Below are 26,231 nucleotides of genomic sequence, written 5' to 3'. Positions count from 1 at the left end.
CACTACACAGACCTCGGAGGAGTCTTGAGCGAGACCTGTGCCGACTGCGGGGAGCCGATCGCCGACTCGGGTCACGACTGCAAGGCCGGGGGGTCTTCGGCGGCGGCGGTCACCGAGGAGCGCACCTTCTCCGCTTCATGGTGGGTCACGGTCGCCCGGGACCGCGAGGCGGCCTGGGAGGCATGCCAGGAGGAGTTGGGCTCGATGATGCGGCAGTGGGGCGAGGAGGTCGCCGCTGCCCAGGCGGAGAAGGACTTCGACGGCGCCTTCGCCATCAACCGCAGATGGGAGGGGATGGCCACCCGCAAGCGAGAGGAGTGCCGGCGGCTTCACTTCGAGTGGATCCAGGCCGGCTACTGGGCACAGGGCCACGACCCGGGCCGAGTCCGCCGTCCCTGACCTCAGACGGCCAGCCAGGTGAGAACGGCGACGGCGGCGAACACCAGCCACGCCAGGTGACGCGCCCGGGTCGCCACAGCGGTGATCACGGCGCTGGTGGCAAAGGTGGCGGCCACTGCATCCCCGATCCTGGCCGGAGCTTCGTACGGCGTAAAGACGAGCACCGCGGTCGAGGGGGAGTCGGTTCCGATCTCGGCGGCGAGGAGCAGCAGCACCCAGGCGAACCCGAACCAGGCGACCGTGGTCAGGTGCCAGGCGAACCGAAGCGTGCTCTTGGTGAAGGCGTCGCCACCGAAGAGGTGAGGCAGGTCGGTACGGCGCAGCAGCCTGATCAGGATGTGGCGCTCGCCGAGCCACGAGTGGGCGGCGCCGACGGCGAAGAGCAGGACTGCGGCGACGACCAGGGGGAGGCTCACCCGGGAATCATGCCAGACGTCCCTGGGATTCGGTCAGCCGGTGCCGTGCAGCAGGTCGCCGCGGCTGGACCCGGTGCCGGCCCAGATCGTGCCGTCGGGCGCCTGGAGCAGGCCCCACACCACGTTGTTGGGGCCGGTGGACCCGGTCCGCTCCCAGGTATTGCCTCCGTCCGAGGTCACGAAGATCTCCCCGGCCTGGTTCCCGGTGCCGGCGAGGATCCGCCCGTCGGCGAGCTCGAGGATGGAGTACACCCGGGTGGCGGGGACTTCGGCCTCGCCATCCGGTCGGGCCATGTTCGTCGAGGGGACGTGGGTGACGGGGGACCAGGAGCGACCGCCATCGTCCGACCGGAGGATCTCACCGGAGATGCCGGTCCCCGCCCAGACGCTCCCGTCGGACATGACGGTCATCGAGTAGACCCGGTTGGCCCCGGGGAGGGCGACCGGGTCGCCCCATGTGACCCCACCGTCGGTGGACCGGTACACCCACGCCTGTCCGGCGGTCGCCGGGTCGTCGTGCTCGGCCGACTCCTCGGTGGCGGCCAGCACCGTGCCGTCGGGGAGCTCGGCCAGGGCCAGAGCACCCAGGCCGGGGAGGATCGCCACCGTCGCCCAGGAGTCACCCCTGTCGGTGGAACGGTGAACCGCCGGGTTGTCCCGCTCCGGGTCGTTGGCCAGCGAGTCGGTAGCCAGGAGGACGCTGCCGTCGTCGAGAACCTCCAGGTCCCAGCCGAGGGAGGCGTCGCGGCGGGGCAGGTCGTCGGTGCCCACCGGCTCCCAGCCGGCACCCGAATCGCGCCACACGATCGCCAAGCCGGAGGCTGCGGATCCGGTTAGGAGCAGGCTCCCGTCGGGGAGCTCGACGATGTCGCGCGTCTGCTGTCCGCCGGGCACGAGGGAAACCTCCCAGTCGAGGGTGTCGATAGAGGCGCTGGCTACCAGGGCGCCGGTTCCCTCGCCGTAGAACCCGGCGACGAGGATGCCCTCTGAGGTGAGGAGGAGGTCGGAGACGTGGAGCACGCTGCCTCCGACCTGGGCCACGAAGTCGGTTCGTGTCCAGGCGAGACCGCTCGCCTCCGGCACCGTGGTCAGCGCCTCCGTGGTTGATGAGGGGGCGATGGTCGCCTCCGGGGCCGGCCCGGAAGGATCTGGGATCGGGGGTGACGCCTTATCGCCACAGGCGGTGAGCATGGTGGCGGCGAGCACGAGGGCGATGGTCCTGTGCATCCGGGCATTCTCGTCGGCAACGACCAAGGGGAACCGAAGACGGCGGTGAGAGCGGGGTGAGACCTGCCATGTTCCGGCCGGTGGCGTAGTCTTTGCCCCCGCCGATTCGAAGGAGAACCCGCCCATGGCGAACATCGTGCGTGCCGCCCTCATCCAGGCCGAGTGGACCGGCGACAAGCAGTCGATGCTGGACAAGCATGTCGCCCTCGCCCGTCAGGCCGCCGAGGACGGCGCCCAGGTGCTCTGCTTCCAGGAGCTGTTCTACGGCCCTTACTTCTGCCAGGTACAGGAGAACGAGTACTTCTCGTACACCGAGCCGATCCCCGACGGGCCGACCACCAGGGCCATGCAGGACCTGGCCAGGGAGACCGGGATGGTGCTGGTGGTCCCGATGTTCGAGGTGGAGCAGGAGGGCTTCTACTACAACACCGCCGCCGTCATCGACGCCGACGGCACCTACTTGGGGAAGTACCGCAAGACCCACATCCCCCACGTGAAGGGGTTCTGGGAGAAGTTCTACTTCCGTCCCGGCAACATGGGATACCCGATCTTCGACACCGCCGTGGGGCGGATCGGGGTGTACATCTGTTACGACCGGCACTTCCCGGAGGGTTGGCGGGCGCTGGGCCTGGCCGGGGCCAAGATCGTGTTCAACCCGTCGGCGACCAGCCGCGGGCTGTCGATGTACCTGTGGAACCTGGAGCAGCCGGCGGCGGCGGTGGCCAACGAGTACTACATCGGGGCGATCAACCGGGTGGGGAAGGAGCCGCTTGGCGACAACGACTTCTACGGCTCGTCGTACTTCGTGAACCCGAGGGGTCAGGTGGTGGGCGAGGCGGCCAGCGACACCGACGAGCAGGTGATCGTACGCGACCTTGACATGGATCTGATCGAGGAGGTCCGCCAGCAGTGGGCCTTCTACCGGGACCGCCGTCCGGACGCCTACGGGCCGCTGGTCGAGGGGTAGAGGAGTAGCGATTCGCGATCGGCAGTTCGCGATTCGTACCGAGGTTGAACGCGATCCAATGGCCTGACGCGTCGCGCATTGCGGATTCCGCATAGCGAATTGCTAATTGCGAATCGCGAATCGCGCATCCTCACGAGTCCAGCCTGAAGTCGACTCCTATCGCCCTATAGACGGGAGCCGCCCGGCGGTCGCGGGTGACCAGGGTGGCCCCGTGTTCCAGCACCGTTGCCGCCACCAGAGCGTCGTACACGCCTCCTCCGTCGACGCCTGCCGCGGCGGACCTCCGCGTGATCTCGATCTGTGTTTCGGCCGAAGCGGTCAGCCGCCGATCTGGCGGGAACACCCGATCGAGGTAGTCGATGACGATCGTGCCTGGCACCCGGTGGGGCATGGGGAGGCGGGTGAGCACCGAGTAGGCCTCCACGGCGACATGTGCCGGGAGCACCGGGCTCTCCGCGAGGAGTCTGATAGCCGCCCCGTGGGCCTCGTGCCAGGAGGCGAACGCCGGGACCACGACGCTGGTGTCGACGGCGATCACCTGCGGACGTGCTCAAGGGTGTCGCGGACGATGTCGTCGGTGAGAGGTGGCAGCGTTCGGTCGGGGACTGCCACCGGCCCGTCGGGTGTCTCGACGAGGGTGACCGGCACCGGCTTCGGCTCGATGAGGATCGTCCCGTCGCGGACGGAGATCTCGAGTTCCTCACCTCCGGTGAGCCCGAGGCCGTCGCGAAACGCCTTGGGGATCACCACGCGCCCGGCCGCGTCGATGGTGGCTATCATGGGTGGAGATTACCAGTGTTGATGGTAGCGAGGTACCAGTTGACATGGAGGCTTCGCCGGAGCGCCGCATCCCTCCGGAGCCATGGCCTGGCACGGTGGCATGCCGAATCGCCGCAGACGACGCTGCCGTCGCGCGACACGAGGCCGGGCCGGTTACATCCGGTGACGTCCCCCGGGCGCCCCGATTTCAGACGTTCCAGTCGGCAATAACCTGGCGGGATTCCCACACATCGTGAACCCGCAACCGGCCGGGTGGGCCGGATCGAGTTCGTCGCCCTGATGGCGGCGACGATGGCGCTCACCGCCATGTCGATCGACATCGTGCTGCCCGCATTCGCCGAGATCCGCGCCGAGTTCGGGATGGCCCCGGATTCGGCAGGGGCGGCATCGATCATCACCGTGTTCTTCCTGGGGATGGCGGCCGCCCAGCTGTTCTACGGGCCACTGGCCGATCGGTTCGGCCGCAAGCCGGTGCTGTACGCCGGTCTCGCCATCTTCGCCGTGGGCGCAGTCGGATCGGCGCTCTCCGGCACCCTGGGCTGGGTGCTCGCCTTTCGTTTCCTATGGGGAGTCGGCTCGGCGGGCCCGCGGGTGGTGTCGCTGGGGATAGTGCGCGACATCTACTCGGGCGATCGAATGGCCCGGGTCATGTCGTTCATCGCCGCCGTGTTCATCCTGGTGCCGGTCGTCGCCCCCAGCCTGGGGGCCCTGCTGCTGCGCTGGTTCGATTGGCGGTTCCTCTTCTGGCTGTGTGCCGCCCTCGCCGGCTGCGTGTTCCTGTGGATGCTGCGACTCCCCGAGACCCTGCGCCCGGAGTACCGGATCTCCCGCCTCCAGGTGCGGCCCATCGCTCGGGCGGCCCGCCTGGTGGTCACCAACCGACAGGCGGTCGGCTACACCGTGGGGCTCACCTTCGTGTTCGGCGCCTTCGTCTCCTACCTGGCCAGCTCGGAGCGGGTGTGGCAGGACGTCTACGGCCGGGGCGATCAGTTCCCGATCATCTTCGGCGGACTCGCCTTGGTCATCGGGATCGCCATCTTCTTCAACGGGATGCTGGTGAGCCGGATCGGGGCACGGCGCATCGTCCACGGTGCTCTGTTCGCCTATGTGGTCGGCGCCGGGGTCACGCTGGCGGTGGCCGTCGTCGGGGGAGGCGCCCCCGACTTCGTCACCTTCGTCACCCTTCTCGGCCTGTCGCTCGCTGCCCACGGCTTGCTCATCGCCAACGCCAACTCGATCGCCATGGCGCCTCTCGGCGAGGTGGCGGGAACCGCCTCGTCGATCATCGGGTCGTTCTCCCTCCTGGGAGGGACAGTGCTCGGGGCTCTCATCGACCGCACCTTCGATGGCACGGTCACCCCGATGATCACCGCCTTCTTCCTGGCGGCGGTCGCCGCCACGGCGGTGATCGTGGTCACCGAGCGGGGTCGCCTCTTCGGCGAGACCTGATACCTCCTCCGGGCAGGCTTGCCATCGCTAGCCTTCGCGGTCCCCGATTCGAGGAGCCCTGGCGACGATGAGCACCCATGCCGAACTCCTGAGCCGGCACAAGGCGATCCTGCCCGCCTGGCTCGCCCTCTACTACCAACAGCCGATCGCCCTGGTCGACGGGGACGGTCGCCGCGTCGTCGACGCCGAAGGCAACGAGTACCTGGACTTCTTCGGCGGAATCCTGACCACGATGACCGGGTACAAGACGCCGTCGGTGGTGAAGGCCATCCAGGAGCAGGCGGCGCGCATGCTCCACACCTCGACCCTGTACCTGATCGAGGGCCAGATCGAGCTGGCCGAACGCCTGGCGGCACTGTCGGGGATTCCCGATGCCAAGGTGTTCTTCGTCAACAGCGGCACCGAGGCCAACGACACCGCACTCCTGCTGGCCACCGCCTACCGGAACTCGAACCAGGTGCTGGCGATCCGCAACTCGTACCACGGGCGGTCGTTCACCGCCGTCGCCATCACCGGCAACCGGTCCTGGTCGGCGACCAGCCTGTCGCCGGTGCAGGTCACCTACGTCCACGGCGGCTACAAGTACCGCTCGCCGTTCGGGCACCTGCCCGACGCCGAGTTCACCGCCGCCTGCGTCGCCGACCTGGAGGACATGCTGGAGATCGCCACCGCCGGTGACGTGGCCTGCATGATCGCCGAGCCGATCCAGGGCGTCGGAGGGTTCGTGGTGCCCCCGGACGGCTTCTTCGGTGAGATGAAGAGGGTGCTCGATCAGCGGGGGATCCTGTTCATCTCCGACGAGGTGCAGACCGGATGGGGCCGCACCGGAGAGAACTTCTGGGGCTACCAGGCCCACGGGATAGTGCCCGACATGATCACCTTCGCCAAGGGGCTGGGGAACGGGTTGTCCCTCGGGGGGGTGATCGCCCGTGGCGAGCTCATGGACTGCCTGAAGGCCAACTCGATCTCCACCTTCGGCGGCAACCCGCTGGTGATGGCCGGCGCCCTGGCCAACCTGGACTACCTGCTGGAGCAGGATCTTCAGACCAACTCATCCAAGGTGGGCCGTCGGCTCAAGTCGGCGATCGAGGATCTGGGCGAACGGATGGAGATCATCGGAGAGGTTCGGGGCAAGGGCCTGATGATCGGGGTGGAGCTGGTCAAGCCGGGCGGCAAGGAGCCGAACCCTGGTGCCGCCGGGACGATCCTGGAGAAGGCCCGTGAGGGCGGGCTGCTGATCGGCAAGGGCGGCCTGCACGGAAACTGCCTGCGGATCGCCCCGCCGCTGTCGCTCACCGAGGACGAGGCCGACGAGGGCATGGCGATCCTGGAGAGGGCGATCATCGACGCAGCTCGGTAGTGGACGCGTCTACCCCTGGGTCGATGCAGCGATGAGAGATGCGGCCGTGAGAGCTCGCGTACCCCTTGATTTGGGTTGTCATACATGATACTTAGCAATGTATGACGATGCTCTCCTTCCGGGTGGACGACGACCTGGCATCACGGGCCGACGACTGGGCCGAGCAGCTCGGGGTCGACCGCTCTGAATTGCTCCGGGCTGCCCTGCACGATCATCTGGCCCGCCTTGGCGCCGAGAGGGATGCGGCTGCCTGGCAGGCGACCCCACTCACCCCCGCCGAGGCCTCCCTCGAGGAGGTCTCCGACTGGGGTCCGGCCGAGGACTGGTCGGATTGGGATGATGCGTCGCGGTGAGGTGTGGTTCGCCGCGGTTCCGGGCGGCGACCGTCCGGTACTGGTGCTGACCCGGGATCCGGTGGCCGATCGGATCGGCTCGGTCGTGGTGGCCGCTCTCACCCGCACCCGGCGGGGGACGACGGCTGAGATGATGCTCACACCCGATCTCGATGGCGTCCCGGCGGAGTGTGTCGTCAACTTCGACAGCCTGCACAGCGTTCTTCGGGATCGCTTCCGCCGTCGGGTCACGGCACTGACGCCACGCCGGATGGCGGAGGCGTGCCGCACCCTGGCCGATGCGACCGGCTGCTGAGGGCTTCGGCACGGGAGCCTTCGGGACGCCCCGCATCACTGTCGCATCGTCTCTTGCGACCTCCTCGGGAGTACCGTGGTGCAAGGAGGTCGAATGAAGCCGAGCAAGCAGTGGTCGCTGATCGCCATGGCGGTGATCGTCACCTCGGTGTGGTCGCCGGATTTCGTCAGTGGCAGCCAGCAGGAGCACCTCAAGGTGTCGGTGGCGATCAACTGGCTGTGGGGTGCGCTCGCCACCATGGCGCTCGCCCGGTTCGCCCGGGGCCGCCGCGACGCCCCGGAGAGCGCCTGGCGAATCGTGGGTCTGAGTACCGCCGCCGTGTGGCTGGTGGTGACGGTGGTGAGCCTGGCGGCTCCGGTGTTCGAGACCGGCAGCGACCCGACCCGTATCCCGATCTTCGCCCTGATCGCCCCGATCGCCGGCTTGCTAGTCACCCGGTTCCTCGCCGAGTTCGTGCTGGAGGCGCCGGCGACCTGATAGTGGTGGTTCGACCGCGACTAGTGATTGGCGATTGAGCGAGCGCACAGCCGATCGCCACGGGAGCAGCCCCCGTCCCTGATCGTCACGCCAACTTTGCCTTCCACCCGGCGAGTGCGATCATCCGCGTCCATCTACCGGAGGATTCCCACGTCCCGCCATCTCGTTCGACTCGTCCTCGGCCTGTTCCTGGTCGCTGTGGCCGCCTGTGGCGGGGAGGCCGCCCCGAGCTCCACCACCGCGTCCCCCGATACCACCGCCGCCCCGGTGACCACGGCCATCCCGACTACCACGACGACGGCGGTCACCGACACGACCAAGCCCGGCGACAACCGTGCCGAAGGCCTGTCCCTGGCCAGTGGGTTGCAGCAGGGCGAGGCGCCCACTGAGATCCCCGACGAGCCGACCGGCAATGTGTACGACGAGTACGTGGCGATCACCGACGACACCGGGATCCTGACCGTGAACGTTCCGGCGGCCTGGTCGGACGTGGAAGGCGGCGCCTGGGTGGACAACCCGTTCGGGTTGGACGCCGGCCCCGACGGCATCGGGGTGCAGGTGACCTCCGCCCCGAGCATCGCCGACTGGAACTCCACCTGGACGACACCTGGCGTCACCTTTGGCGCCACCGCCCTCCTCGTCGGGTCCGTGGAGGAGATCCTCGACGTCTTCGCCCCCCTCTCCGGCGAGTGCACCTACGCCGGCCGCTACGAGTACGACGACGGCGCCTACGCCGGGGTGCTCGACTGGTGGGAGAACTGTGACGGTGTGGGTACCGCTCAGGCGGTGATCATCGCCCGTCCCCCGGGTGAGGAGTTCACCGTGCTCGTGGCCATCACCATGATCTCGGAAGCCGATCTGGCAGCCGCCGACGAGATCGTCAACTCGTTCTACGTCAACAACCTGACCGGGGACGGTGGGGCGCTGGACGCCGCCCTCGACGCCAACTACGGCAGTGCCGAACTGATCAGTGGCTTCGAGCCCGATCCGCAGGCACTGGCCATGGAGGCCGGAGGCGACATCGATGTCTCCGCCTACCTGGGAGGCGAATGCGCCGGGTTCGTCACCTCCCAGCCCGACCTCGAGCTGGTCTTCAGCGGTGCCGCCGGCAACTCGTTGCGGGTCTACTTCGTCGCCGACGACCCGTCTGCGGACACCGTGATGGTGATCAACGATCCCGCCGGCGACTGGTGGTGTGCCGACGACTCGTACGACACCTTCAACCCGACGATCGACTTCATCACCGCCCTCGACGGCACTTACGACATCTGGGTGGGCACCTACGAGACCGGTGCCCTGATCCCGGGCAACCTGCTGGTCACGGAGCTCGACGCGAATCATCCGTGAGCGCGATTCGCGATTCGCGATTCGTGATTCGCGATTCGCGATTCGCGATTCGCGATTCGCGATTCGTGCGGGCTGGGCTCAACGTGCCGCGTTGACGCGTCGGGTGAGCAGCGTCAGCTGTCGGCGGATGTGCTCGATGGCGTCGACAACTTCGTCATCCCGTATGCCGTAGAGGTCCTCGACAAGGTCGAGCAGCACGACGACCTCGGCGGCCGAGCCGGATGCCACCCGGAGGAATCGCTCGAGATCACCTTGTGAGCCTCGTCCGAGTCCCTCGGCGATGTTCGCCGCAACCGACACGGCGGCGCGACGGAGTTGACTGGTGAGTCCGAACCGCTCGTCGTCGGGGAGCGTCCGGGTGAGTTCGTAGATCGTGCGCACCAGGGCCTTCGCGTTGTCCAGCACCCGGCTGTTGCCGAGATCGCGCATCCTGTGCACATCTATCACGCCGACGGATTGCGGGAAACCCCCTTGGTGTCGAAGGCAGGCCCGACCACCGCGACGACCAGGCGCAACCCTGAGTAGATTCGCGCTGAACGAATCACGAATCGCGAATTGCGAATTGCGAATTACGAATTGCGAATTGCGAATTACGAATCGCGAATTGCGAATCGCGAATCGCGAATCGCCGACCTTGAAGGGAGCCCCTCATGCCCACCACTCTCATCACCAACGGAACCGTCGTCACCGCCACCGAGACCATGGCGGCCGATGTCCTCATCGACGGCGAGAAGGTGGTGGCCCTAGCCGCCCACGGCACCCAGGACTGGAAGGCGGACACGGTCATCGACGCCACCGGCAAGTACGTGTTCCCTGGCGGGATCGATGTGCACACCCACATGGAGCTGCCGTTCGGCGGGACCTTCGCCTCCGACTCCTTCGAGACCGGCACCCGGGCGGCCGCCTGGGGCGGCACCACCACGATCATCGACTTCGCCGTCCAGACCAAGGGCGGATCGGCCATGGAGGGGTACGAGGCGTGGCGCGCCAAGGCGGACGGCAACGTCGCCATCGACTACGGCCTACACATGATCACCGGCGACATCAACGATCAGACGCTCAAGGAGATGGACATCCTGAGCGACGAGGGGGTCACCTCCTTCAAGCTGTTCATGGCCTACCCGGGGGTGTTCTACTCCGACGACGGCGAGATCCTGCGGGCGATGCAGAAGGCGGCGGAGATCGGGGCCACCATCTGCATGCACGCCGAGAACGGCATCGCCATCGACGTCTATGTGGCCCAAGCCCTGGCTCGTGGCGAGACCGACCCGATCCACCACGCCCTGGTGCGCAAGTCCCTGCTGGAGGGCGAGGCGGCGCATAGGGCGATCGTGCTCGCCGAGCTCACCGGAGCCCAGCTCTACATCGTCCACATGTCGGCCAAGGAGGCCCTCGAAGAAGTGAAGGCGGCGCGTGACCGGGGCCTCAACATCTTCGCCGAGACCTGCCCGCAGTACCTCTACTTCGGGTTGGAGGAGATGCAGGACGGGTTCGAGGGGGCCAAGTACGTGTGCTCACCCCCGATGCGGGATCGGGCCGCCGGCCATCAGGAGGCCCTGTGGACCGGCCTGCGCACCAACGACCTGCAGGTGGTGTCCACCGACCACTGCCCGTTCTGCATGGACGAGCACCCGGAGCTGGGGATCCAGAAGCGCCTCGGCGAGAGCGACTTCTCGAAGATCCCCAATGGGATGCCGGGTGTGGAGCCCCGCTTCGAGGCGATGTTCTCCGCCGGGGTCGCCGGAGGCCGGATCGGCCTCAACCGGTTCGTCGAGCTGATGGCGACAACGCCGGCGAAGATGTTCGGTCTGTATCCGCAGAAGGGCACCATCGCACCGGGAACCGACGCCGACATCGTCGTCTTCGACCCGAACAAGAAGCACACCATCTCGGTGGCCAACCAGCACATGCGGGTCGACTACTCGGCCTACGAGGGCAAGGAGCTCACCGGCAAGGTGGAGACGGTGCTCTCGAGGGGCCGGGTGGTCGTGTCCGACGGTGCCTATCACGGCAAGCCGGGCGACGGCCGGTACCTGAAGCGGGGGAACAGCACCTACCGGATCTAGGGCTAGTGACCGGAGCGCACCGCAGGGCGGAGGCGCCCGTCGCACGACTCGAAGGTGTCCCTGCCGAAAGCCCCGCCACCTGCCACACGGCCGGGGTCGCCGTTCGTGACGATGCCTGGGGTGCGGCTGGACGGTGGTAGGCGGCCGGAGCTCGGTTGTGGCGTCCCGTCGCCCAGCACACCGCCATGGTCCGGCAGGTCTCTCGCCCGGCTCGCAGTCGGGCCGGCGTCATGCCGTGAGACCCTCACCCGCCCATCGGTCGTAGGCCGACACCAGGAGACGGGCTATTGCCCGGCGTGCCTCCCCGCCGTCCCGGTGGCGGGTAACAGTGGCGGACACCTGGCCGGTCTCCGGCCCTCCCGCCTGCCGGGCGGGCGAGGCCTCGAGCAACGGGTCCAGCAACTCGCAGGGGTCGGCGAAGAATCCGGGCAGGTCCTCGGGAGCGACCTCGATCACCGTGTTCCCCTGGCGCACGCAGACGGCGAGGACCCGCGCCTCGGCGGCCCGATACCCGGCGGTGTGTTCGACCACCTTGCCGGACAGCGCCACCAGCCCGAATGCGGTCCGGTTGGCCTCGCTCTCCAGTTCCTCGAGCAGCATCTCGGGCGCCTTGGTGGCGTAGATCCCGCAGGGAGGTCGGCCACAGCGCCCGTCGGTGTGGGGTACCTCGTCGTCGAATGCCTCCGCGCCGTGGGCGACACAGCCGGCCCAATAGGTGGGGGTGAGCCAGGGCCGCTTGGCGCCCCACACCTGCCGGCGCACGTCCCACGCCCGGAACCCGAGCACGACCGTCGGAGACCAGAACTGCTCGAGGTCGTGCGCCGTGCGCCGAGGCATCCAGAAGCTCGGAGGCGGCGAGGCGCCGGGGGTCGTGCCCGGTACGAAAACCGTCGACCGGGGCGGCTTCGGAGCCGGCACCACCCGCGGTGCCCGGGCCACGATGTCCGCAAGGGTGGTCTCCAGTTCGGCTCGCCTTCGAGAAGCCTCCGCCTGCCGGTCCTGGCAGAGGCGTTCGGTGATCCGGAGGCCTGCGATTCGACGCCGCATCGCCGGCGAGTCGAACTCCGGGCTCACGGCCACTCCGGCGTGGAGGTCGCGCAGGATCCGGGCGTGATGCGCCAACCGATCCCAATCGCCCGGACGCTCTTCCATGCTGCTCTTCGACGGGGCAGGCACCGTAGCACCACGAACGGGTGTTCGCCAGGGCGTCCTCGCCGTCGGTCTTGCACCGCCCGCCTGGAGGTCACCGGCGGAAGGCACCTACCCGATCCGATCCGCCCCCTCGCCGGTGGGCAGGACGACGATGCTCAGCGTGCGGCGCACGCCGGGGCGTTCTCGGTAGGGCTCGATCAACTCGCGCAGCCGCCCCATGAGCTCCGACATCTCCGCTCGGTCGGCACCGATCCACACCTGGGAGAAGGTCGGGGTGGCCACGGCGGGGTCGGGATCGGTGGCGACGTAGCGCTCCCAGTCGGCGAGCAGCGAGCCCACGAACCCGGTGAACAGCCGGGTGAGGTCGGCCACGCCGAGCTCCGCAGCCTGCGAGGTTGTGATCTGCCCGGATCCCTCGACCAGGCGGTACACCCGCTGCGGCCCTCCCTGGCCGTGGCGATGTTCCACGACCTCCACGACGCCGGAGGCGACGAGACGCGCCAGGTGCCGGTAGATCGAAGATCGGGGGATGTCGGGCACGGCCCCGGCCAACTCATCGACGGTGAGCGACCGCTCGGAGAGCACCCGCGCCAGGCGGAGGCGCGCCGGATGGAGTAGCGCCTCGATCTCCGGTGCCAGCTCCACGCGGGAACCCTACACGATCTGTATCATTCCTGAGAACGATAGGTAGAGGTGGCGTCAAACCCATGTTCAGCCTCAAACCACCGGCCGGCTATCGAGCGGTCACCGCGACCGACGAGATCGTCGATGACATCGCCGAGCGGTATGCCTTCGCCCAGCACTCCCAATCCGGGCGGGCGTTCCTGAGTCCTGCGGAGGCGGCGGCGTTCCTCAGGGAGGGGCACATCGATGTCGCCAGGGACGTCGCCCTCCTGGTGTCGGAGTTCGGGGACGTCGCCGGATGCGAGTTCCTCTCCAACCGGCCACCCCACGTCGCCCCCCACGCCTTCGGGGCCGTTCTGCCGGACCACACCTCCCGAGGAGTCGGGTCCTTCCTGATGGAGTGGGTGGAGAGCCGGGCCGTCGAGCGTCTCGGGGAGGCCCCGGCCGGCACCCGTGTGGTGCTGACGATCTTCTCCGACGACAAGCACGCTCCGTCTGCACGACTCCTTGCCGACGCCGGGTTCGAGACGGTCCGCTACGGGATGAGCATGGAAAGGCCTCTTCAGGCGGGCCTGGAGCCCCCTGCGCTTCCCGATGGGGTCGAACTGCGGACCTTCACCCCGGGGGAGGACGACGAGGCCGCCTACCTGGCCAGGAGCGAGGCGTTCCGAGACAGTTACGGCTTCGTCGATGTCCCGGTCGAGATCGGCCTCGAGAGTTTTCGAGAGAACATGGGATGGCCCGGGTTCGACCCGGCACTGTGGTGGAACGCCTACTCGGGAGGCGAGATCGTGGCCCACTGCTGGGCGTACGGCGAACACGGTGGTGACGTCGCGTCGGGTTACGTGTTCAGCCTGGGGGTCGCCCGTCCCTGGCGGGGCCGCGGCCTGGGCCGGGCGCTCTTGGAGACCTGTTTCGCCGAGCTCGCCCGGCGTGGCAAGACCGCAGTGGCGCTCGACGTCGATGCCCAGAGCCTCACCGGCGCCACCCGGCTGTACGAGTCGGTGGGGATGGTCGAGACCTTCCGGGCCGCCGTCAACGAGAAGGAACTCCGGGCCGGAGTCGACCTGGCGACGCGAACGCTCGAGTAGCGGGCCTGGTCGAACCAAGGCCATGGCCTTGCAGAGAACCGGCCGCGGGATGGCTCCATCCGCGCAAGCAGCCGTCGCCCCGCTCCCGGACACGCCGCAGGCCCGTCCGCATGAGCGCAATTCGCCGGCGGCACCCGACTCGAGGTCGTAGTCGGCGCCGCACTGGCACTACCCCGGGCCATCACGCACCGGTGAGTCTCGCCTTCATCCGAACGCCGGGGCCGCCTCGATCTGGACACTCTGCTCGATCTCTATTAATCTCAATACTGATAGACATATCCAACAAGGAGATCTCTGTGTCCAGTTCCACACTTCCCGCCGGGTACCTGGTGGCCCCGGCCCAGCCCGACGTGGTGGGCGAGATGGCGGAGCAGTTCGTGCGCACCCAGGTGGCGCAGTCGGGTCGGGCGCTGGTGAGCGCCGAAGACCTCGCCGGGTTCCTTCGTGCCGGCCATATCGACCTGGAGCGCGACGTCATGCTGGTCCGGTCCGGGTCGGGAGACCTGGCGGGGATGGAGTTCCTCTCCAGCACGCCTCCCCACGTCGCCCCCGAGGCCTTCGGGGCGGTGATGCCGGAGCACACCGGACAGGGCATCGGGTCCGTCCTGGTCGAGTGGGTGGAGGGCCGTGCGGGCGAGCGCCTGGGCGAGGCCCCGGAGGACGCCCGGGTGGTGCTCGGTGCGTTCTGCGACGCCGGACACGCCCCCTCGGTGTCGCTGCTCACCGCCGCCGGGTTCGAGACGGTGCGTTACGGCCTCAAGATGGAGCGACCGCTCGGGGCGGGCATGGTGGCACCGCAGCCTCCCGAGGGAGTGGAGTTGCGGACCTTCACCCCGGGCGTGGACGACGAAGCCGCCTACCTGGCCAAGCGGGAGTGCTTCCGGGATCACTACGGGTTCGTCGAGATGCCTCTGGAGGTGGGCATGGAGAGATTCCGCATGACCATGGGACGGCCCGGGTTCGATCCGGCACTGTGGTGGAACGCCTACTCGGGAGGCGAGATCGTGGCCCACTGCTGGGCGTACGGCGAACACGAGGGCGACCCGTCGGTGGGCTATGTGTCCAGCCTGGGCGTCACCCGCCCGTGGCGGGGTCGCCGCCTGGGCCGGGTGTTGTTGGAGACCTGTTTCGCCGAGCTCGCCCGGCGGGGAAAGACCGCAGTGGCGCTCGACGTGGACGCCCAGAGCCTCACCGGCGCCACCCGGCTGTACGAGTCGGTGGGGATGGTCGAGACCTTTCGGGCGGCGGCGTGCGAGAAGGAACTCCGGCCCGGAGTCGACCTGGCCACGCGATCCCTGCAGGAACAGGCCGGGTAGGTCGGCCTACCCCCGGCACTGAGTGGAGATCTCGACGATCTGGGTGGCGTCGGTGGGGGCGGTCTTGCCGAAGTAGAAGCAGACCTCCTTGCCCGAGGAGGCGTAGCGGTAGTAGTGCCCGACCGTGTCGCTCCCCGGCTTGACGCTGCTGCCGTAGGTCTCCTTCAGGTCGGCCAGGGTGTTGCCCACGGTGATCCCGGAGAGGGTCTGCACCCACCCCGCAGGCCGCGGGTTCCCGTCCTTGTCGAACGACGGCCCCACGTAGCGGAACCTGCCGAAAGTCTCCGGGATGCCCGGGTCGGCGGGCGTGGGCCCGAAGAACAGGAATGCCATCCCCTCGATGAGGATCCCGCGGAACCCGGGCTGGGCCGGATCGTCCCATCCGGTGTCGAACTCGCCGAAGTCACTGCGCACCCCGTGGCCGAGTACCTCGAAGATCTTGGTGATCATCGGTCCGGCGGCGGTGCCCAGTGGGAACTTGGTCCCCTTGTAAGACACGCCGTCGGTGGTGATGATCCAGTCACCGGCGCCCTCCCCGGAGGTCACTCCCACCTCGAGGGTGAACATCCCCGGCTCGCCCTCGGTGCCGACCTCGATGGTGTAGTCGCCGCTGGCCGGGACCGGGAACGAGGTGCCGTCGACCGTCGCCAGCGGGGTGCCGTCGTCGGTCTTGACCAGGAGCAGCAAGCCCTCACCCGAGATCACCTGCACGGTGAGGGTGCTCCCGAAGATGAGCGGGATCGGGAACACCTCGGGGGCCCCGGGGTCGGCGTACCCGATCACGGTGACCGGATCGTCGCCCGGGTCGATGATGCGGGCCTGGGTGCAGGTTCGCCACAGGACGGCGAACAGGTCCTCGGTGGGGTTCCCAGTGGCCTCCAGGCCCAGGGCCTCCTGGGCCTTCTTCACGGCGGCGGTGGTCGCCGCTCCGAACTCGCCGTCGATGGTGAGGTCACCGTACCCGAGACAGTCGAGGAGGAACTGGATGGTGGCCACCGTGTCGTTCTCGTCGCCCTGGCTCGCCAGAATCGGCGAGGCGGGCAGGGTGCTCGAAGTGGTGGTGGTCTCGCCCACCGTGGTGGTGGTCGTATCGGAAACCGTGGTCGTGGTCTCGGCCACGGTGGTCTCGGTGGTGGTCGTGGTCGTTGCGGCGTCGTCGTCGCCACAGGCGCCGGCGATCAGGGTCAGCGCCAGGATCGGTGCCAGGAAACGTCGCATGTGGTCTCCCATCGGGTACGCCGCTCGCCGCCAGGTTATCCACAGCCGACCGATGTTGCCCACCGCGTGCCCGACAAGACCTCCAGGCGTGGTGGCGGGTCATCCCGGCGGCCGAACCGACGAGTCGGGCACCTGGCGCCGCCTGGCATACTCGGCCTGCCATGAAGCTGGTTCCGTCCCCACCACCCCCCGGGTTTCGGGAGTCGATCGCCGCCACTTACGACGCCGTGGCGGCGCAGCGCGAGGAGATGGGGGAGGCGTCCTGGCGCTGGCCGATCGCCGAGCAGTTCCTGGGGATGCTCCGTGAGCGTGGCCTGAGCAGGATGCTCGAGATCGGGGCCGGGGTCGGGTTCACCAGCCGCTGGTTCGCCGACCGGGGTATCGACGTCGTCGCCACCGACCTGTCGCCCGGGCAGGTGGCTCTGTGCCGGGGAAAGGGCCTCGAGGCCCACGTGCGCGACATGTACCGGCTCGATTTCCCCGATGAGTCCTTCGGGGCGGTGTGGATGATGAACTGCATCCACCATGTTCCCCCTGGCGACCTGGCCGGGGTGCTCGCCGGCGTCGCCGCCGTCGTGCAGCCAGGCGGCCTGGTGTACCTGGGGGTGTGGGGCGGGGTCGACGAGGAGGGGATGCCGGAGGACGACTTCTACCAGCCGCCCCGCTACTTCTGCTTTCGCAGTGACGACACCCTGTTGCGGGTGGTGGGGGAGGAATTCGACATCATCTCCTTCGACACGTTCTTCCCGGAGGAGGGCGACGACCACCTTCACATGCAGTCGCTGGTGATGGAGCGGCGCTGATTCTGTATTGCGCCTCCGTATCGGGACGGGACCAGGCGCGAACCGGCGAGATGTGGAACTCGGTGATCTCGTGGCTGCTCACCCGCGCCGGGTTCCCCATGGACGACATCCGTCCTCCGGCCGGCGGGCGTGCTCCCGGCTGGGACGCCGGCGTGACCATCGCCCGCCCCCGCGGGTCCTGATCGGACCTACCCCGGCGGCTTGGGCGGCGGGATGGCGATCTCCTCGGCCCGGCCCATGATCCGCTTCAGTGCCGGGTAGGCGAGGATCCCGGCGGTGAGGGTGGCGACACCGCCCAGCCCCATCGCCCACCGTGGCCCCATCTGTTCCCCGATCCAGCCGATCAGAGGTCCGCCGATCGGGGTCGATCCGAGGAAGGCGACCGCCCACAACGCCATCACCCGTCCCCGCATCTCGGGGGATGCGGCCAGCTGCAGCGTGGCGTTTCCCAGGGCGAGGAACCTGATGGATGCCGCCCCCACCAGGACGATCGCCACGTAGGTGGCGCCCAGGGTCGGCATCGTGGCCGCCGCCAGGTGCAGCGCCCCGAAGACGATGGCGGTTCCGGCGAGGGCGGTCCCCGGCCGCTGCCGGGAGGCGGCCGTGGCCAGGCCTCCCACCACGGCTCCGACGCCCATGAGCATGGAGAGGGTGCTGTAGGTGCCGGCGTCCCCGCCGAAGGTGAACCTGGCCAGGAGCGGCAACACCACCTGGAACTCGTAGGCGAGGGTCCCCACCACCGCCATCATCACCAGAGGCACCAACACCTCCGGGGTGGCGCGGACGTAGCGGAGGCCTTCGCGCAGTTGGCCGCGCCTCCTCACCGACCGTGCGCTGTGATGAAAGCGTTCCGGGTTCATGAGGGCCAGGGCGATGACCGCCGCCGCGTACGAGGCCGAGTTGATGAAGAAGCACGGCGCCAGGCCGACGGTGAGGATCAGCGCCCCGGCGGCGGCCGGCCCGATCACCCGGGCCACGTTGACCAGCACCGAGTTGAGGCTGACGGCGTTGGTCAGGTTCTCCGGGCCGACCATGTCGTGGACGAATGTCTGACGGGTGGGGTTGTCGATGACGAAGACGAACCCGAGTCCCGCCGCCAGGGCGTACACCATCCACAACTGCACGGTGTCGGTGACCACCAGGAACCCCAGGGTGGCGGCCAGGGTGGCTGCCACCGCCTGCGTGAAGTAGAGCACGCGGCGCTTGTCGAAGCGGTCGGCGATCACGCCTCCAAGCGGTCCGAAGAGGAGCACGGGGAGGAACTGCAGCGACGAGACCAGCCCCAGTGCGGTCCCGCTGCCGGTCAGCTCGAGCACCAGCCACGACTGGGCGATGCCCTGCATCCAGGTCCCGGAGAGGGAAACCGTCTGCCCGATGAAGAACAGGCGGTAGTTGGGGATGCGCAGCGAGGAGAAGGTCCGCCCGAAGGTGGCCCGGGCGGCAGCGGCTCCTTCTCTTCGGCGACTCATTCCAGCGAATCTACGACGCCGCTGGCGAGACCCGAAAACGGGCTGGCGTCAGGCTTCCGATGCCAGCCGGATCGAACCACCCCTGCCCGGCTTGATCCCCTCGAAGCCTTCGTAGAAGGAGCGGATCTTCTCCATGTCGGCGGCGACGTCCCCGGTGACCGTGATCGGCTCGCCTATCACGATCCGCCTTCGCTTGCCGTCGACGGCGCCGGGGAGAACCGGCACACCGGAGCCGCGAGCGATCTCGTAGAAACCCGACCTCCAATGGGGCAGAGCGTTCCGGGTGCCTTCGGGGGCGATCAGCAGTCGCAGTTCGTCGGCGTTTTCGAAGGCGGCCACCGACTGGGCGATGAGCCCGCCCGGTGCCGACCGATCTACCGGTATGCCGCCCAGCATCCTGAAGAACCACCCGAAGGGGCGGCGGAACAGGGTGTGCTTTCCCAGATAGCGCGCCCTCAGGCCGAGTGCTCGCACCGCCAGCATCCCGATGGGGAAGTCCCAGGCGGAGGTGTGCGGGGCGCCGATGACGACCATCTTCGGGATGTCGGGTACCTCGCCCTCGATGTCCCAGCGGCCGATCCGCATCACCAGTCTCCAGAATCGCCGCAACCCGACCGTCCCTCTCTCCCCGGCGCCGGCGGCGCCTCGATCCCGGGATCATGGCACGATCCTGGTTTGTCGCCGTCGTCTGGCTACCCTTGGCTTCCGACCGCGATCCGCTGCGGCGGCCTCACCTCCGCCGTTGTCAACGGGTCGCACGCGTCCGCTGAGGGCGCCCGCTGCCTGGAAGGAATCACTTGACCACGATCTCGAAACCGCCCACCGTCACCTTCGACGAGCTGGGCGTCCCCGCCGCCATGGTGGAGGTGTTGCGCTCCCGGGGGATCACATCCCCCTTCCCGGTGCAGGCCCTCACCATCCCCGACGCCCTGGCCGGCCGCGACGTGTGCGGTCAGGCACAGACCGGCTCGGGGAAGACCCTCGCCTTCGGACTGCCGATGCTCACCCGCATCTCCCGGGGGATGCCCGGATCGCCGCACGGGCTGGTTCTGGTGCCCACACGCGAGCTGTGCTCCCAGGTGACCGAGGAGCTGGAGCCTCTGGCGGCCGCCGCCGGGCTCGGCATCGTCGCCGTCTACGGAGGCGCCCCCATGGGGCAGCAGATCGACCGGATTCGCAAGGGGGCGGACGTTGTGGTGGCCACGCCCGGCCGCCTGATCGACCTCCTGGAGCGCAAGGCGGTCTCGCTCGCCGAGGTCGAGTGCGCCGTGATCGACGAGGCCGACCAGATGGCCGACATGGGGTTCCTTCCCCAGGTGCGGGCGATCATGCGCCGTATCGAGGGACCCCGACAGGTGATGCTGTTCTCCGCCACCCTCGGCGGCGAGGTGCGCTCTCTCATCAACGCCTTCATCAAGGACCCGGTGCGCCACGAGGTAGAGGCCAGCTCAGAGATCGTCGAAGAGCAGACCCACCGCTTCCTCGCGGTGCACCACATGGACAAGCCGAAGGTGGCGGCGCGGATCATCGGCAGTGCCGGGCGCACCCTGGTGTTCGTGGGCACCAAGCACAATGCCGACCGGGTCGCCGAGAACCTCCGCAAGGAGGGGGTGAACGCCCGCGCCCTCCACGGGGACATGCGCCAGCAGGACCGGGAGAAGACACTGGCCGACTTCTCCGAGGGGCGGCTACCCGCCGTGGTCGCCACCAACGTCGCCGCCCGCGGCCTTCACATCGACGACGTGGACGTGGTGATGCACTACGACCCGCCCCAGGACTACAAGTCGTTCGTGCACCGGTCGGGACGGACGGCTCGCGCAGGTGACACCGGCCTGGTCGTTTCGCTCGTGGAGTGGGACCAGGTGGAGGACGTGCAGCGACTGCAGAGGGCCTCGGGGCTCAACTACGAGATCGTGAAGGTGTTCAGCAACGATCCCCGCCTCGACGACCTCACCGGGCACGAGCCGGGCCGGGTGACGCTCACCCAGAAGTCGGACGTGGAGATCTCCCGCCGGTTCCGCACCCGCCGCGGCCGCCGTTAGGGGCTGACCCCGCAACCCGCACCCCGGTACCCTCCGGGGATGCCCTCCCGCCACGACGCCGACGTCATCGTCATCGGCTCCGGGTTCGGCGGGAGCGTCACCGCACTCCGCCTCACCGAGAAGGGCCATCGGGTGCTGGTGCTCGAGGCCGGCCGCCGCTTCGGTCCCGACGACTTCGCCCGAACCACTTGGAACCTGCGCCGGTTCCTGTGGTTCCCCCGCCTCGGTCTGAGGGGGATCCTGCGCATGAGCCTGCTGCGCCAGGCGCTGGTGCTGTCGGGATCGGGAGTGGGGGGCGGCTCCCTGGTCTACGCCAACACGCTGATCGAGCCCGACGAGCGCTTCTTCGAGGACCCGCAGTGGGCGGGGATCACCGACTGGAGTGCGGAGCTGACACCCTGGTACGACCAGGCGCGCCGGATGCTCGGAGCGGTGGAGGCCGACGCCACCACGCCGGCGGACCGGGTCTTGGCAGCCGTCGCCCGGCACTTCGGTACGGAGGAGACCCATCACGCCGTGAGTGTCGGGGTCCATCGCGGCGAGCCTGACGTCGCCGTGTCCGACCCCTACTTCGGCGGTGCAGGTCCCGAGCGAGTCGGCTGCCGGCAGTGCGGGGGTTGCATGGTGGGCTGCCGGTTCCGGGCCAAGAACACCCTCGACCTCAACTACCTGCACCTCGCCGAGAAGGGTGGCGCCACGGTGCTCGCCGAGCATCAGGTGGTGGACCTGATAGAAGCGGATGGCGGCTGGCGGGTGGTCACCCGCCGTCCCGGCGCCTGGCTGCGTCGCCGGCACCGCACCTTCACCGCCTCTCAGGTGGTGGTGGCCGCCGGCGGGTTGGGCACGACGCGGCTCCTGCTGCGCCTCCGGGATCGGGGCCGTCTGCCTCGGATCTCGGATCGTCTCGGCGCCCTGGTGCGAACCAACTCGGAGGCGATCGTGGGGGCCACTGCCCGGTCTTCGGACGTGGACCACTCCCGGGGGGTTGCCATCACCTCGGCGTTCTCCCCTGAGCCGGGAACTCGCATCGAACCGGTGCGCTACCCGGAGGGCAGCAGCTCGATGGGCCTGCTGGCCACGATCCTGGTCCCCGGTGGTCGGGGCCCGCAACCGCTTCGCTATCTGTGGCACATCGTGCGCGCCCCGTTGCGCTGGATGCGGTCGCTGTCGGTGCGCAGATGGGCGCGCCGCAGCATCGTGATCCTTGTGATGCAGTCGGCCGACAACAGCATCCGGCTGGAGACACGGCGGGGTTTGTTCGGGACCCGGGTCACGTCCCGACCAGGTCACGGCACCCCCAACCCCAGGTGGCTTCCGGTCGCCCACGAGGCGGCCCGAGCGGCCGCTGCCGCCATGGGGGGCGACCCCGCCGCTTCGATCACCGAGTCGCTGATGGGAAAGCCGGTCACCGCCCACCTGATCGGGGGCGCCATCATCGGCTCGACTCCGGACGTCGGCGTGGTGGATCCGTATCACAGGGTCTTCGGGCATCCCGGGTTGCACGTGGTCGACGGTGCCGCCGTCCCGGCCAACCTGGGGGCCAACCCCTCGCTCACCATCACCGCCATGGCGGAACGGGCCATGGCGGCCTGGCCCAACCTCGGTGATCCCGACCCCAGGCCGGCGTCCGGGGACCCGTACCGGCCGGTGATGGTGCCACCGGGAAACCCGCTGGTTCCCGACTCAGCCCCGGGAGCGTTGCGCCTGCCGTGATGGTGTGGTTTGCCCTCCGGTAGCCTGGGTGATTCGGGAGGTCACATGAAGCAGATCACGCACTGGATCGACAACGGTCCCTACACCGGCACCGTCGAGCGTTGGGGCGACGTCTACGACCCGGCAACTGGAGCCGTTCAGACGCGGGTCGCCATGGCATCCGTCGCCCAGGTGGACGCCGCAGTCGACTCGGCGCGCCGAGCCTGGGAGTCGTGGCGGGATGTGTCGCTGTCCAAGCGGGCCAACATCTTGTTTGCCTTCCGCAACCTCGTGGAGAAGCACCGCGACGACATCGCCCGGCTGCTGGTGTCCGAGCACGGCAAGGTGTTCTCCGATGCCCAGGGGGAGGTGCAGCGAGGCCTGGAGGTGATCGAGTTCGCCTGCGGCATCCCCCAGCTGATCAAGGGCGAGTTCAGCGAGAACGTGTCGACCGCTGTCGACACCTACTCCATCCGGCAGCCGGTCGGGGTCGTTGCCGGGATCACACCGTTCAACTTCCCGGCGATGGTCCCCATGTGGATGTATCCCATCGCCATCGCCTGCGGCAACACCTTCATCCTCAAGCCGTCGGAGAAGGACCCGTCGGCCGCCAACTTCTCCGCCGAGCTGTTCATGGAGGCCGGGCTACCGCCCGGCGTGCTCAACGTGGTACACGGCGACAAGGTGGCGGTGGATCGCATCCTGGAGCATCCCGGGATCGGGGCGGTGTCCTTCGTCGGTTCCACGCCGATCGCTCGGTACGTCTACGAGACCGGGACCCGCGCCGGCAAGCGGGTGGCCGCCCTGGGCGGGGCGAAGAACCACATGATCGTGCTCCCCGACGCCGACATGGACCTCGCCGCCGACGCCGTGGTGTCGGCCGCCTACGGCTCGGCCGGGGAGCGCTGCATGGCGATCTCGGTGCTGGTGACCGTCGGCGACGCCGCCGAAGACCTCCTCCCCAGGGTGATGCAGCGCATGGAGTCGATCAGGGTGGCCCCCGGTCTGGAGGAGGGGGCGGACATGGGCCCGCTGGTCACCGAGCAGCATCGAGACCGCGTCGCCTCCTACATCGAGAAGGGAGTCGCCGAGGGTGCCAAGCTCGTGGCCGACGGCAGGGGACTGATCGGCGAACAGGAGGGGTTCTTCCTCGGCCCAACCCTCTTCGACGAGGTGACCCCGGAGATGACCATCTACCGCGACGAGATCTTCGGCCCGGTGCTCTCCACGGTCAGGGTCGGCTCCTACGACGAGGCCATGAAGCTCCTCGACGACAACCCCTACGCCAACGGGGTCGCCATCTTCACCAACGACGGCGGGGCCGCCCGCAAGTTCCAGAACGAGGTGCAGGTGGGGATGGTCGGGGTGAACGTGCCCATCCCGGTGCCGGTCTCGTACTACTCGTTCGGCGGCTGGAAGAACTCGCTGTTCGGGGAGGCCCGGATGTACGGGAAGGAGGGGGTCGACTTCTACACCCGGCTGAAGGTGATCACCTCGCGCTGGCCCGACCCGGCGCACCGTGGGGTGAACCTCGGGTTCCCCCAGATGAAGTAGCGAGGCCGGTCAGCCTCGGCGATCCTGCAGGGAGCGCACCGTCGCCATCAGGTCGGTGAGAGGCCGGATGTCGGCGTGTCCGCGGTCCACTATCGGGTCGAGCCCGGCGAGCAGCTGCTCGTGGGAGTCGACGTCCACCACGTAGTAGAAGGCGTGGGCGGCGCCGTTCACCCAGGATCCCACCATCCTGGCTCCGGCGGCCTCCATTGCGGCCGGGACGGCCCCGAAGGTGGCCGCCAACCTCTCCGGATCGCGGTACAGGCACTGCGCCGGCTCGTGGGTGTGGGTGATGTGGAACAGCATGGGAGCCCTCCTGATCCCGCCGGACCCTAGACGAGAGGTACTACTTCTTGCTAGACCTAGGGTTTGTGTCGGGCCATGGAGGAGGCGAATCGCATGGACTTCGGGGTAGTGCTCCAGACCAACCCGCCGGCATCTCGGGTTCTCGAGCTGACCCGGCGCGCCGAGGCCAACGGATTCGGGTACGGCTGGGCCTTCGACTCTCACGTTCTGTGGCAGGAGCCGTTCGTGATCTTCTCCCGGATGCTCGCCGAGACCGAGCGGATGATCGTCGGGCCGATGGTGACAAATCCCGGGACCCGAGACTGGACGGTGATCGCCTCACTGTTCGCCACGCTCGACGAGATGTACGACGGCCGGACCATCTGCGGGATGGGGCGCGGCGACTCGGCCTTGCGCTACATCAACGAGAAGCCGACCACGCTGGCCACGATGGGCGACTGCATGGACGTCGTCCAGCGACTGGTCGCCGGCGAGGAGGTCGAGTACAACGGCAAGGTGGTGCGCATTCCGTGGATCGAGGAAGGCTGGAGGCTGCCCATGTGGGGTGCCGGCTACGGCCCGAAGGCACTGACCCTGATCGGGGAGGCGTGCGACGGGTTCATCCTTCAGCTGGCCGATCCCTACCTGGTGGAGTGGACATCCAAGTTCGTGAAGGACGCCGCCCGGGCGGCCGGCCGCGATCCCGACGACGTCAAGGTCTGCGTGGCTGCACCGGCCTATGTGGGGGACGACCTCGCCCACCAGCGTGACCAGGTGCGGTGGTTCGGTGGGATGGTGGGCAACCATGTCGCCGACCTGGTGGCCCGATACGGCTCGGACGGGACGATGGTGCCCAAGGCCCTCTCCGACTACATCGCCACCCGTGAGGGATACGACTACTCGCACCACGGCAAGACCGGGAACCCTTCCACCGCCTTCGTGCCCGACGAGGTGGTGGACCGCTTCTGCGTACTGGGGCCCGTCGAGGAGCACGTGAGGCGGATGGAGGAACTGCGCGACCTGGGGGTCGACCAGTTCGCCGTCTACCTGATGCACGACCAGATGGAGGAGACCATCGACGCCTACGGTTCGGTGGTGATCCCGGCGTTGGGCTGAGGACCGCCACCGCGCGGTCAGAGGCTCTCCAGGGCACCTTCCACGGCGGCGGCCGCCGCCTCCCACGACGAGCCGAGCATCATGTCGTGGGCGGCACCCTCGACGACCACGGGCTCGACCCCGTAGGCCTGAGCCGTCCTGCGGGCGTCACCCACTGCGAACAGGCGGTCTTCCCCGGCGGCGACCAGGCGCACCGGCGTCGGCACCAGCGCCGGGCGAGCCCTCACGAACAGCAACATGTCCAAGTAGGCCAGGTACGACTCGGGCTGCAACCGCCGCCAGACGGCATCGACGACTTCGACCGGTGTGTCCGGTTCGAGGAGGAGCCTGGCGGCGACTGTACGGTCCTCCACGATCGGCCACAGGTTCAGGGTGAGGTTCGCCTTGAGGAACTTCCAGGGATGGCGCCGGATCACCCGCAGGGTGGTCCTCCACACACCGCCGAGCGGGACCGGCGCCACCAGCACGAGCCCGGGGAGTCGCCGACCCTCCAGTGCCCGCTGTGCCACCAGGGCGCCCATCGAATGTGCGACAACGATCGGGGGTACCGGCAGCGAATCGATCACCTCGGTGAGATCTCCTGCGTAGTGGCGGATGCGGGTGCGGCGCAGGGAGCTGGGATTCGGCGATCCTCCGTGGCCGCGAAGACTCACGGCGTGGCATTCCCATCCCCTGGCGGCGAACCAGGGCATGAAGTGGTCCTGCCAACACCAGGCTGCGTGCCAGGCCCCGTGGA

Annotated in this window: 29 protein-coding genes; 17 read left to right on the top strand and 12 right to left on the bottom strand. The window is 68.6% G+C overall.

The genetic code is table 11. The annotated features are described in order from the left end of the window. Positions 1-24: 24 nt before the first annotated feature. A complete protein-coding gene (locus QY307_06860; protein WKZ81819.1) occupies positions 25-399 on the top strand; it encodes a hypothetical protein in 375 nt (124 codons plus the stop codon). Positions 400-401: 2 nt separating this feature from the next. Here QY307_06860 and QY307_06855 read toward each other — a convergent pair whose 3' ends face one another. Both QY307_06855 and QY307_06850 read right to left on the bottom strand, forming a co-directional pair. Beyond that, positions 402-815, bottom strand: a complete 414-nt coding sequence (locus tag QY307_06855) for a hypothetical protein (GenBank protein ID WKZ81818.1) — start codon at positions 813-815, stop codon at positions 402-404. A gap of 33 nt (positions 816-848) precedes the next feature. Continuing rightward, positions 849-2,042 carry a sialidase family protein gene (locus QY307_06850; GenBank protein ID WKZ81817.1) on the bottom strand — a complete coding sequence of 398 codons (1,194 nt, stop codon included), beginning with the start codon at positions 2,040-2,042 and terminating at the stop codon, positions 849-851. Positions 2,043-2,166: 124 nt separating this feature from the next. On the opposite strand from QY307_06850, the gene QY307_06845 reads away from it, so the two are divergent. Then, on the top strand, positions 2,167-3,009 hold the full coding sequence (locus QY307_06845; GenBank protein ID WKZ81816.1) for a nitrilase-related carbon-nitrogen hydrolase: 843 nt from the start codon (positions 2,167-2,169) through the stop codon (positions 3,007-3,009). Between the two features lie 130 nt (positions 3,010-3,139). Here the strand turns inward: QY307_06845 and QY307_06840 are convergent, their stop codons facing one another. Both QY307_06840 and QY307_06835 read right to left on the bottom strand, forming a co-directional pair. After that, positions 3,140-3,547 (bottom strand): type II toxin-antitoxin system VapC family toxin, encoded by a 408-nt coding sequence (locus tag QY307_06840; protein ID WKZ81815.1) that lies wholly within the window; start codon positions 3,545-3,547, stop codon positions 3,140-3,142. Then, positions 3,544-3,789, bottom strand: a complete 246-nt coding sequence (locus tag QY307_06835) for an AbrB/MazE/SpoVT family DNA-binding domain-containing protein (protein WKZ81814.1) — start codon at positions 3,787-3,789, stop codon at positions 3,544-3,546. Before QY307_06835 ends, QY307_06840 begins: the two co-directional genes overlap by 4 nt. 252 nt (positions 3,790-4,041) lie before the next feature. Between QY307_06835 and QY307_06830 the strand changes: the two genes are divergently transcribed. The 6 genes from QY307_06830 (at position 4,042) to QY307_06805 (ending at position 9,070) form a co-directional block, all read left to right on the top strand. Continuing rightward, positions 4,042-5,238: a multidrug effflux MFS transporter gene (locus QY307_06830; protein WKZ81813.1), complete on the top strand. Its 1,197-nt coding sequence runs from the start codon at positions 4,042-4,044 to the stop codon at positions 5,236-5,238. A 67-nt stretch (positions 5,239-5,305) separates the two neighbouring features. Then, positions 5,306-6,598 (top strand): aspartate aminotransferase family protein, encoded by a 1,293-nt coding sequence (locus tag QY307_06825; protein WKZ81812.1) that lies wholly within the window; start codon positions 5,306-5,308, stop codon positions 6,596-6,598. A gap of 101 nt (positions 6,599-6,699) precedes the next feature. Further along, positions 6,700-6,951 (top strand): ribbon-helix-helix domain-containing protein, encoded by a 252-nt coding sequence (locus QY307_06820; protein WKZ81811.1) that lies wholly within the window; start codon positions 6,700-6,702, stop codon positions 6,949-6,951. Next, positions 6,938-7,246: a type II toxin-antitoxin system PemK/MazF family toxin gene (locus QY307_06815; protein WKZ83771.1), complete on the top strand. Its 309-nt coding sequence runs from the start codon at positions 6,938-6,940 to the stop codon at positions 7,244-7,246. The genes QY307_06820 and QY307_06815 overlap by 14 nt, the downstream gene beginning before the upstream one ends. A gap of 93 nt (positions 7,247-7,339) precedes the next feature. Beyond that, the gene (locus QY307_06810) at positions 7,340-7,723 is read left to right on the top strand and encodes a hypothetical protein (GenBank protein ID WKZ81810.1); all 384 of its coding nucleotides are present in this window, start codon (positions 7,340-7,342) and stop codon (positions 7,721-7,723) included. A gap of 114 nt (positions 7,724-7,837) precedes the next feature. After that, positions 7,838-9,070, top strand: coding sequence for a hypothetical protein (locus QY307_06805; GenBank protein ID WKZ81809.1), 1,233 nt, complete (start codon positions 7,838-7,840; stop codon positions 9,068-9,070). A gap of 78 nt (positions 9,071-9,148) precedes the next feature. On the opposite strand, the gene QY307_06800 is transcribed toward QY307_06805, so the two are convergent. Further along, a complete protein-coding gene (locus QY307_06800) occupies positions 9,149-9,499 on the bottom strand; it encodes a four helix bundle protein (protein ID WKZ81808.1) in 351 nt (116 codons plus the stop codon). 221 nt (positions 9,500-9,720) lie between these two features. Here QY307_06800 and hydA point away from each other — a divergent pair, with 221 nt between their 5' ends. Then, positions 9,721-11,136, top strand: a complete 1,416-nt coding sequence (gene hydA / locus QY307_06795; protein ID WKZ81807.1) for a dihydropyrimidinase — start codon at positions 9,721-9,723, stop codon at positions 11,134-11,136. Positions 11,137-11,364: 228 nt separating this feature from the next. On the opposite strand, the gene QY307_06790 is transcribed toward hydA, so the two are convergent. Together QY307_06790 and QY307_06785 are read right to left on the bottom strand one after the other, a co-directional pair. Further along, on the bottom strand, positions 11,365-12,288 hold the full coding sequence (locus tag QY307_06790) for a hypothetical protein (protein WKZ81806.1): 924 nt from the start codon (positions 12,286-12,288) through the stop codon (positions 11,365-11,367). A 108-nt stretch (positions 12,289-12,396) separates the two neighbouring features. Further along, complete coding sequence (locus QY307_06785; protein ID WKZ81805.1) at positions 12,397-12,933, bottom strand: helix-turn-helix domain-containing protein; 537 nt, start codon at positions 12,931-12,933, stop codon at positions 12,397-12,399. A 62-nt stretch (positions 12,934-12,995) separates the two neighbouring features. Here QY307_06785 and QY307_06780 point away from each other — a divergent pair, with 62 nt between their 5' ends. Both QY307_06780 and QY307_06775 read left to right on the top strand, forming a co-directional pair. Further along, positions 12,996-14,003 carry a GNAT family N-acetyltransferase gene (locus tag QY307_06780; GenBank protein ID WKZ81804.1) on the top strand — a complete coding sequence of 336 codons (1,008 nt, stop codon included), beginning with the start codon at positions 12,996-12,998 and terminating at the stop codon, positions 14,001-14,003. A 296-nt stretch (positions 14,004-14,299) separates the two neighbouring features. Then, positions 14,300-15,319 (top strand): GNAT family N-acetyltransferase, encoded by a 1,020-nt coding sequence (locus QY307_06775; GenBank protein ID WKZ81803.1) that lies wholly within the window; start codon positions 14,300-14,302, stop codon positions 15,317-15,319. Positions 15,320-15,325: 6 nt separating this feature from the next. Here QY307_06775 and QY307_06770 read toward each other — a convergent pair whose 3' ends face one another. After that, entirely contained in the window at positions 15,326-16,537 is a 1,212-nt protein-coding gene (locus QY307_06770; GenBank protein ID WKZ81802.1) for a peptidoglycan-binding domain-containing protein, read from the bottom strand. Positions 16,538-16,698: 161 nt separating this feature from the next. Here QY307_06770 and QY307_06765 point away from each other — a divergent pair, with 161 nt between their 5' ends. Further along, on the top strand, positions 16,699-17,340 hold the full coding sequence (locus QY307_06765) for a class I SAM-dependent methyltransferase (protein WKZ81801.1): 642 nt from the start codon (positions 16,699-16,701) through the stop codon (positions 17,338-17,340). 50 nt (positions 17,341-17,390) lie between these two features. Continuing rightward, entirely contained in the window at positions 17,391-17,522 is a 132-nt protein-coding gene (locus QY307_06760) for a hypothetical protein (protein WKZ81800.1), read from the top strand. Positions 17,523-17,528: 6 nt separating this feature from the next. Here QY307_06760 and QY307_06755 read toward each other — a convergent pair whose 3' ends face one another. Together QY307_06755 and QY307_06750 are read right to left on the bottom strand one after the other, a co-directional pair. After that, positions 17,529-18,809: an MFS transporter gene (locus QY307_06755; GenBank protein WKZ81799.1), complete on the bottom strand. Its 1,281-nt coding sequence runs from the start codon at positions 18,807-18,809 to the stop codon at positions 17,529-17,531. Positions 18,810-18,857: 48 nt separating this feature from the next. Continuing rightward, complete coding sequence (locus QY307_06750) at positions 18,858-19,394, bottom strand: lysophospholipid acyltransferase family protein (protein WKZ83770.1); 537 nt, start codon at positions 19,392-19,394, stop codon at positions 18,858-18,860. 212 nt (positions 19,395-19,606) lie between these two features. Here QY307_06750 and QY307_06745 point away from each other — a divergent pair, with 212 nt between their 5' ends. The 3 genes from QY307_06745 to QY307_06735 are packed head-to-tail and all read left to right on the top strand — an operon-like array spanning position 19,607 to position 24,097. Continuing rightward, positions 19,607-20,851: a DEAD/DEAH box helicase gene (locus tag QY307_06745; protein ID WKZ81798.1), complete on the top strand. Its 1,245-nt coding sequence runs from the start codon at positions 19,607-19,609 to the stop codon at positions 20,849-20,851. A 39-nt stretch (positions 20,852-20,890) separates the two neighbouring features. Next, positions 20,891-22,564: a GMC family oxidoreductase gene (locus QY307_06740; protein WKZ81797.1), complete on the top strand. Its 1,674-nt coding sequence runs from the start codon at positions 20,891-20,893 to the stop codon at positions 22,562-22,564. Positions 22,565-22,609: 45 nt separating this feature from the next. After that, positions 22,610-24,097 (top strand): CoA-acylating methylmalonate-semialdehyde dehydrogenase, encoded by a 1,488-nt coding sequence (locus tag QY307_06735; GenBank protein WKZ81796.1) that lies wholly within the window; start codon positions 22,610-22,612, stop codon positions 24,095-24,097. Between the two features lie 9 nt (positions 24,098-24,106). Here QY307_06735 and QY307_06730 read toward each other — a convergent pair whose 3' ends face one another. Continuing rightward, positions 24,107-24,400: a hypothetical protein gene (locus QY307_06730; GenBank protein ID WKZ81795.1), complete on the bottom strand. Its 294-nt coding sequence runs from the start codon at positions 24,398-24,400 to the stop codon at positions 24,107-24,109. A gap of 93 nt (positions 24,401-24,493) precedes the next feature. Here QY307_06730 and QY307_06725 point away from each other — a divergent pair, with 93 nt between their 5' ends. Continuing rightward, on the top strand, positions 24,494-25,495 hold the full coding sequence (locus QY307_06725) for a TIGR03842 family LLM class F420-dependent oxidoreductase (protein WKZ81794.1): 1,002 nt from the start codon (positions 24,494-24,496) through the stop codon (positions 25,493-25,495). Positions 25,496-25,512: 17 nt separating this feature from the next. On the opposite strand, the gene QY307_06720 is transcribed toward QY307_06725, so the two are convergent. Continuing rightward, the gene (locus tag QY307_06720) at positions 25,513-26,187 is read right to left on the bottom strand and encodes an alpha/beta fold hydrolase (GenBank protein ID WKZ81793.1); all 675 of its coding nucleotides are present in this window, start codon (positions 26,185-26,187) and stop codon (positions 25,513-25,515) included. Between the last annotated feature and the right edge of the window lie 44 nt (positions 26,188-26,231).

This window comes from Acidimicrobiia bacterium, assembly GCA_030584185.1.
GTDB lineage: Bacteria > Actinomycetota > Acidimicrobiia > Spongiisociales > UBA11373.
Note: the sequence above shows the minus strand (reverse complement) of the source record. Positions and strands in the feature narration are given on the sequence as shown.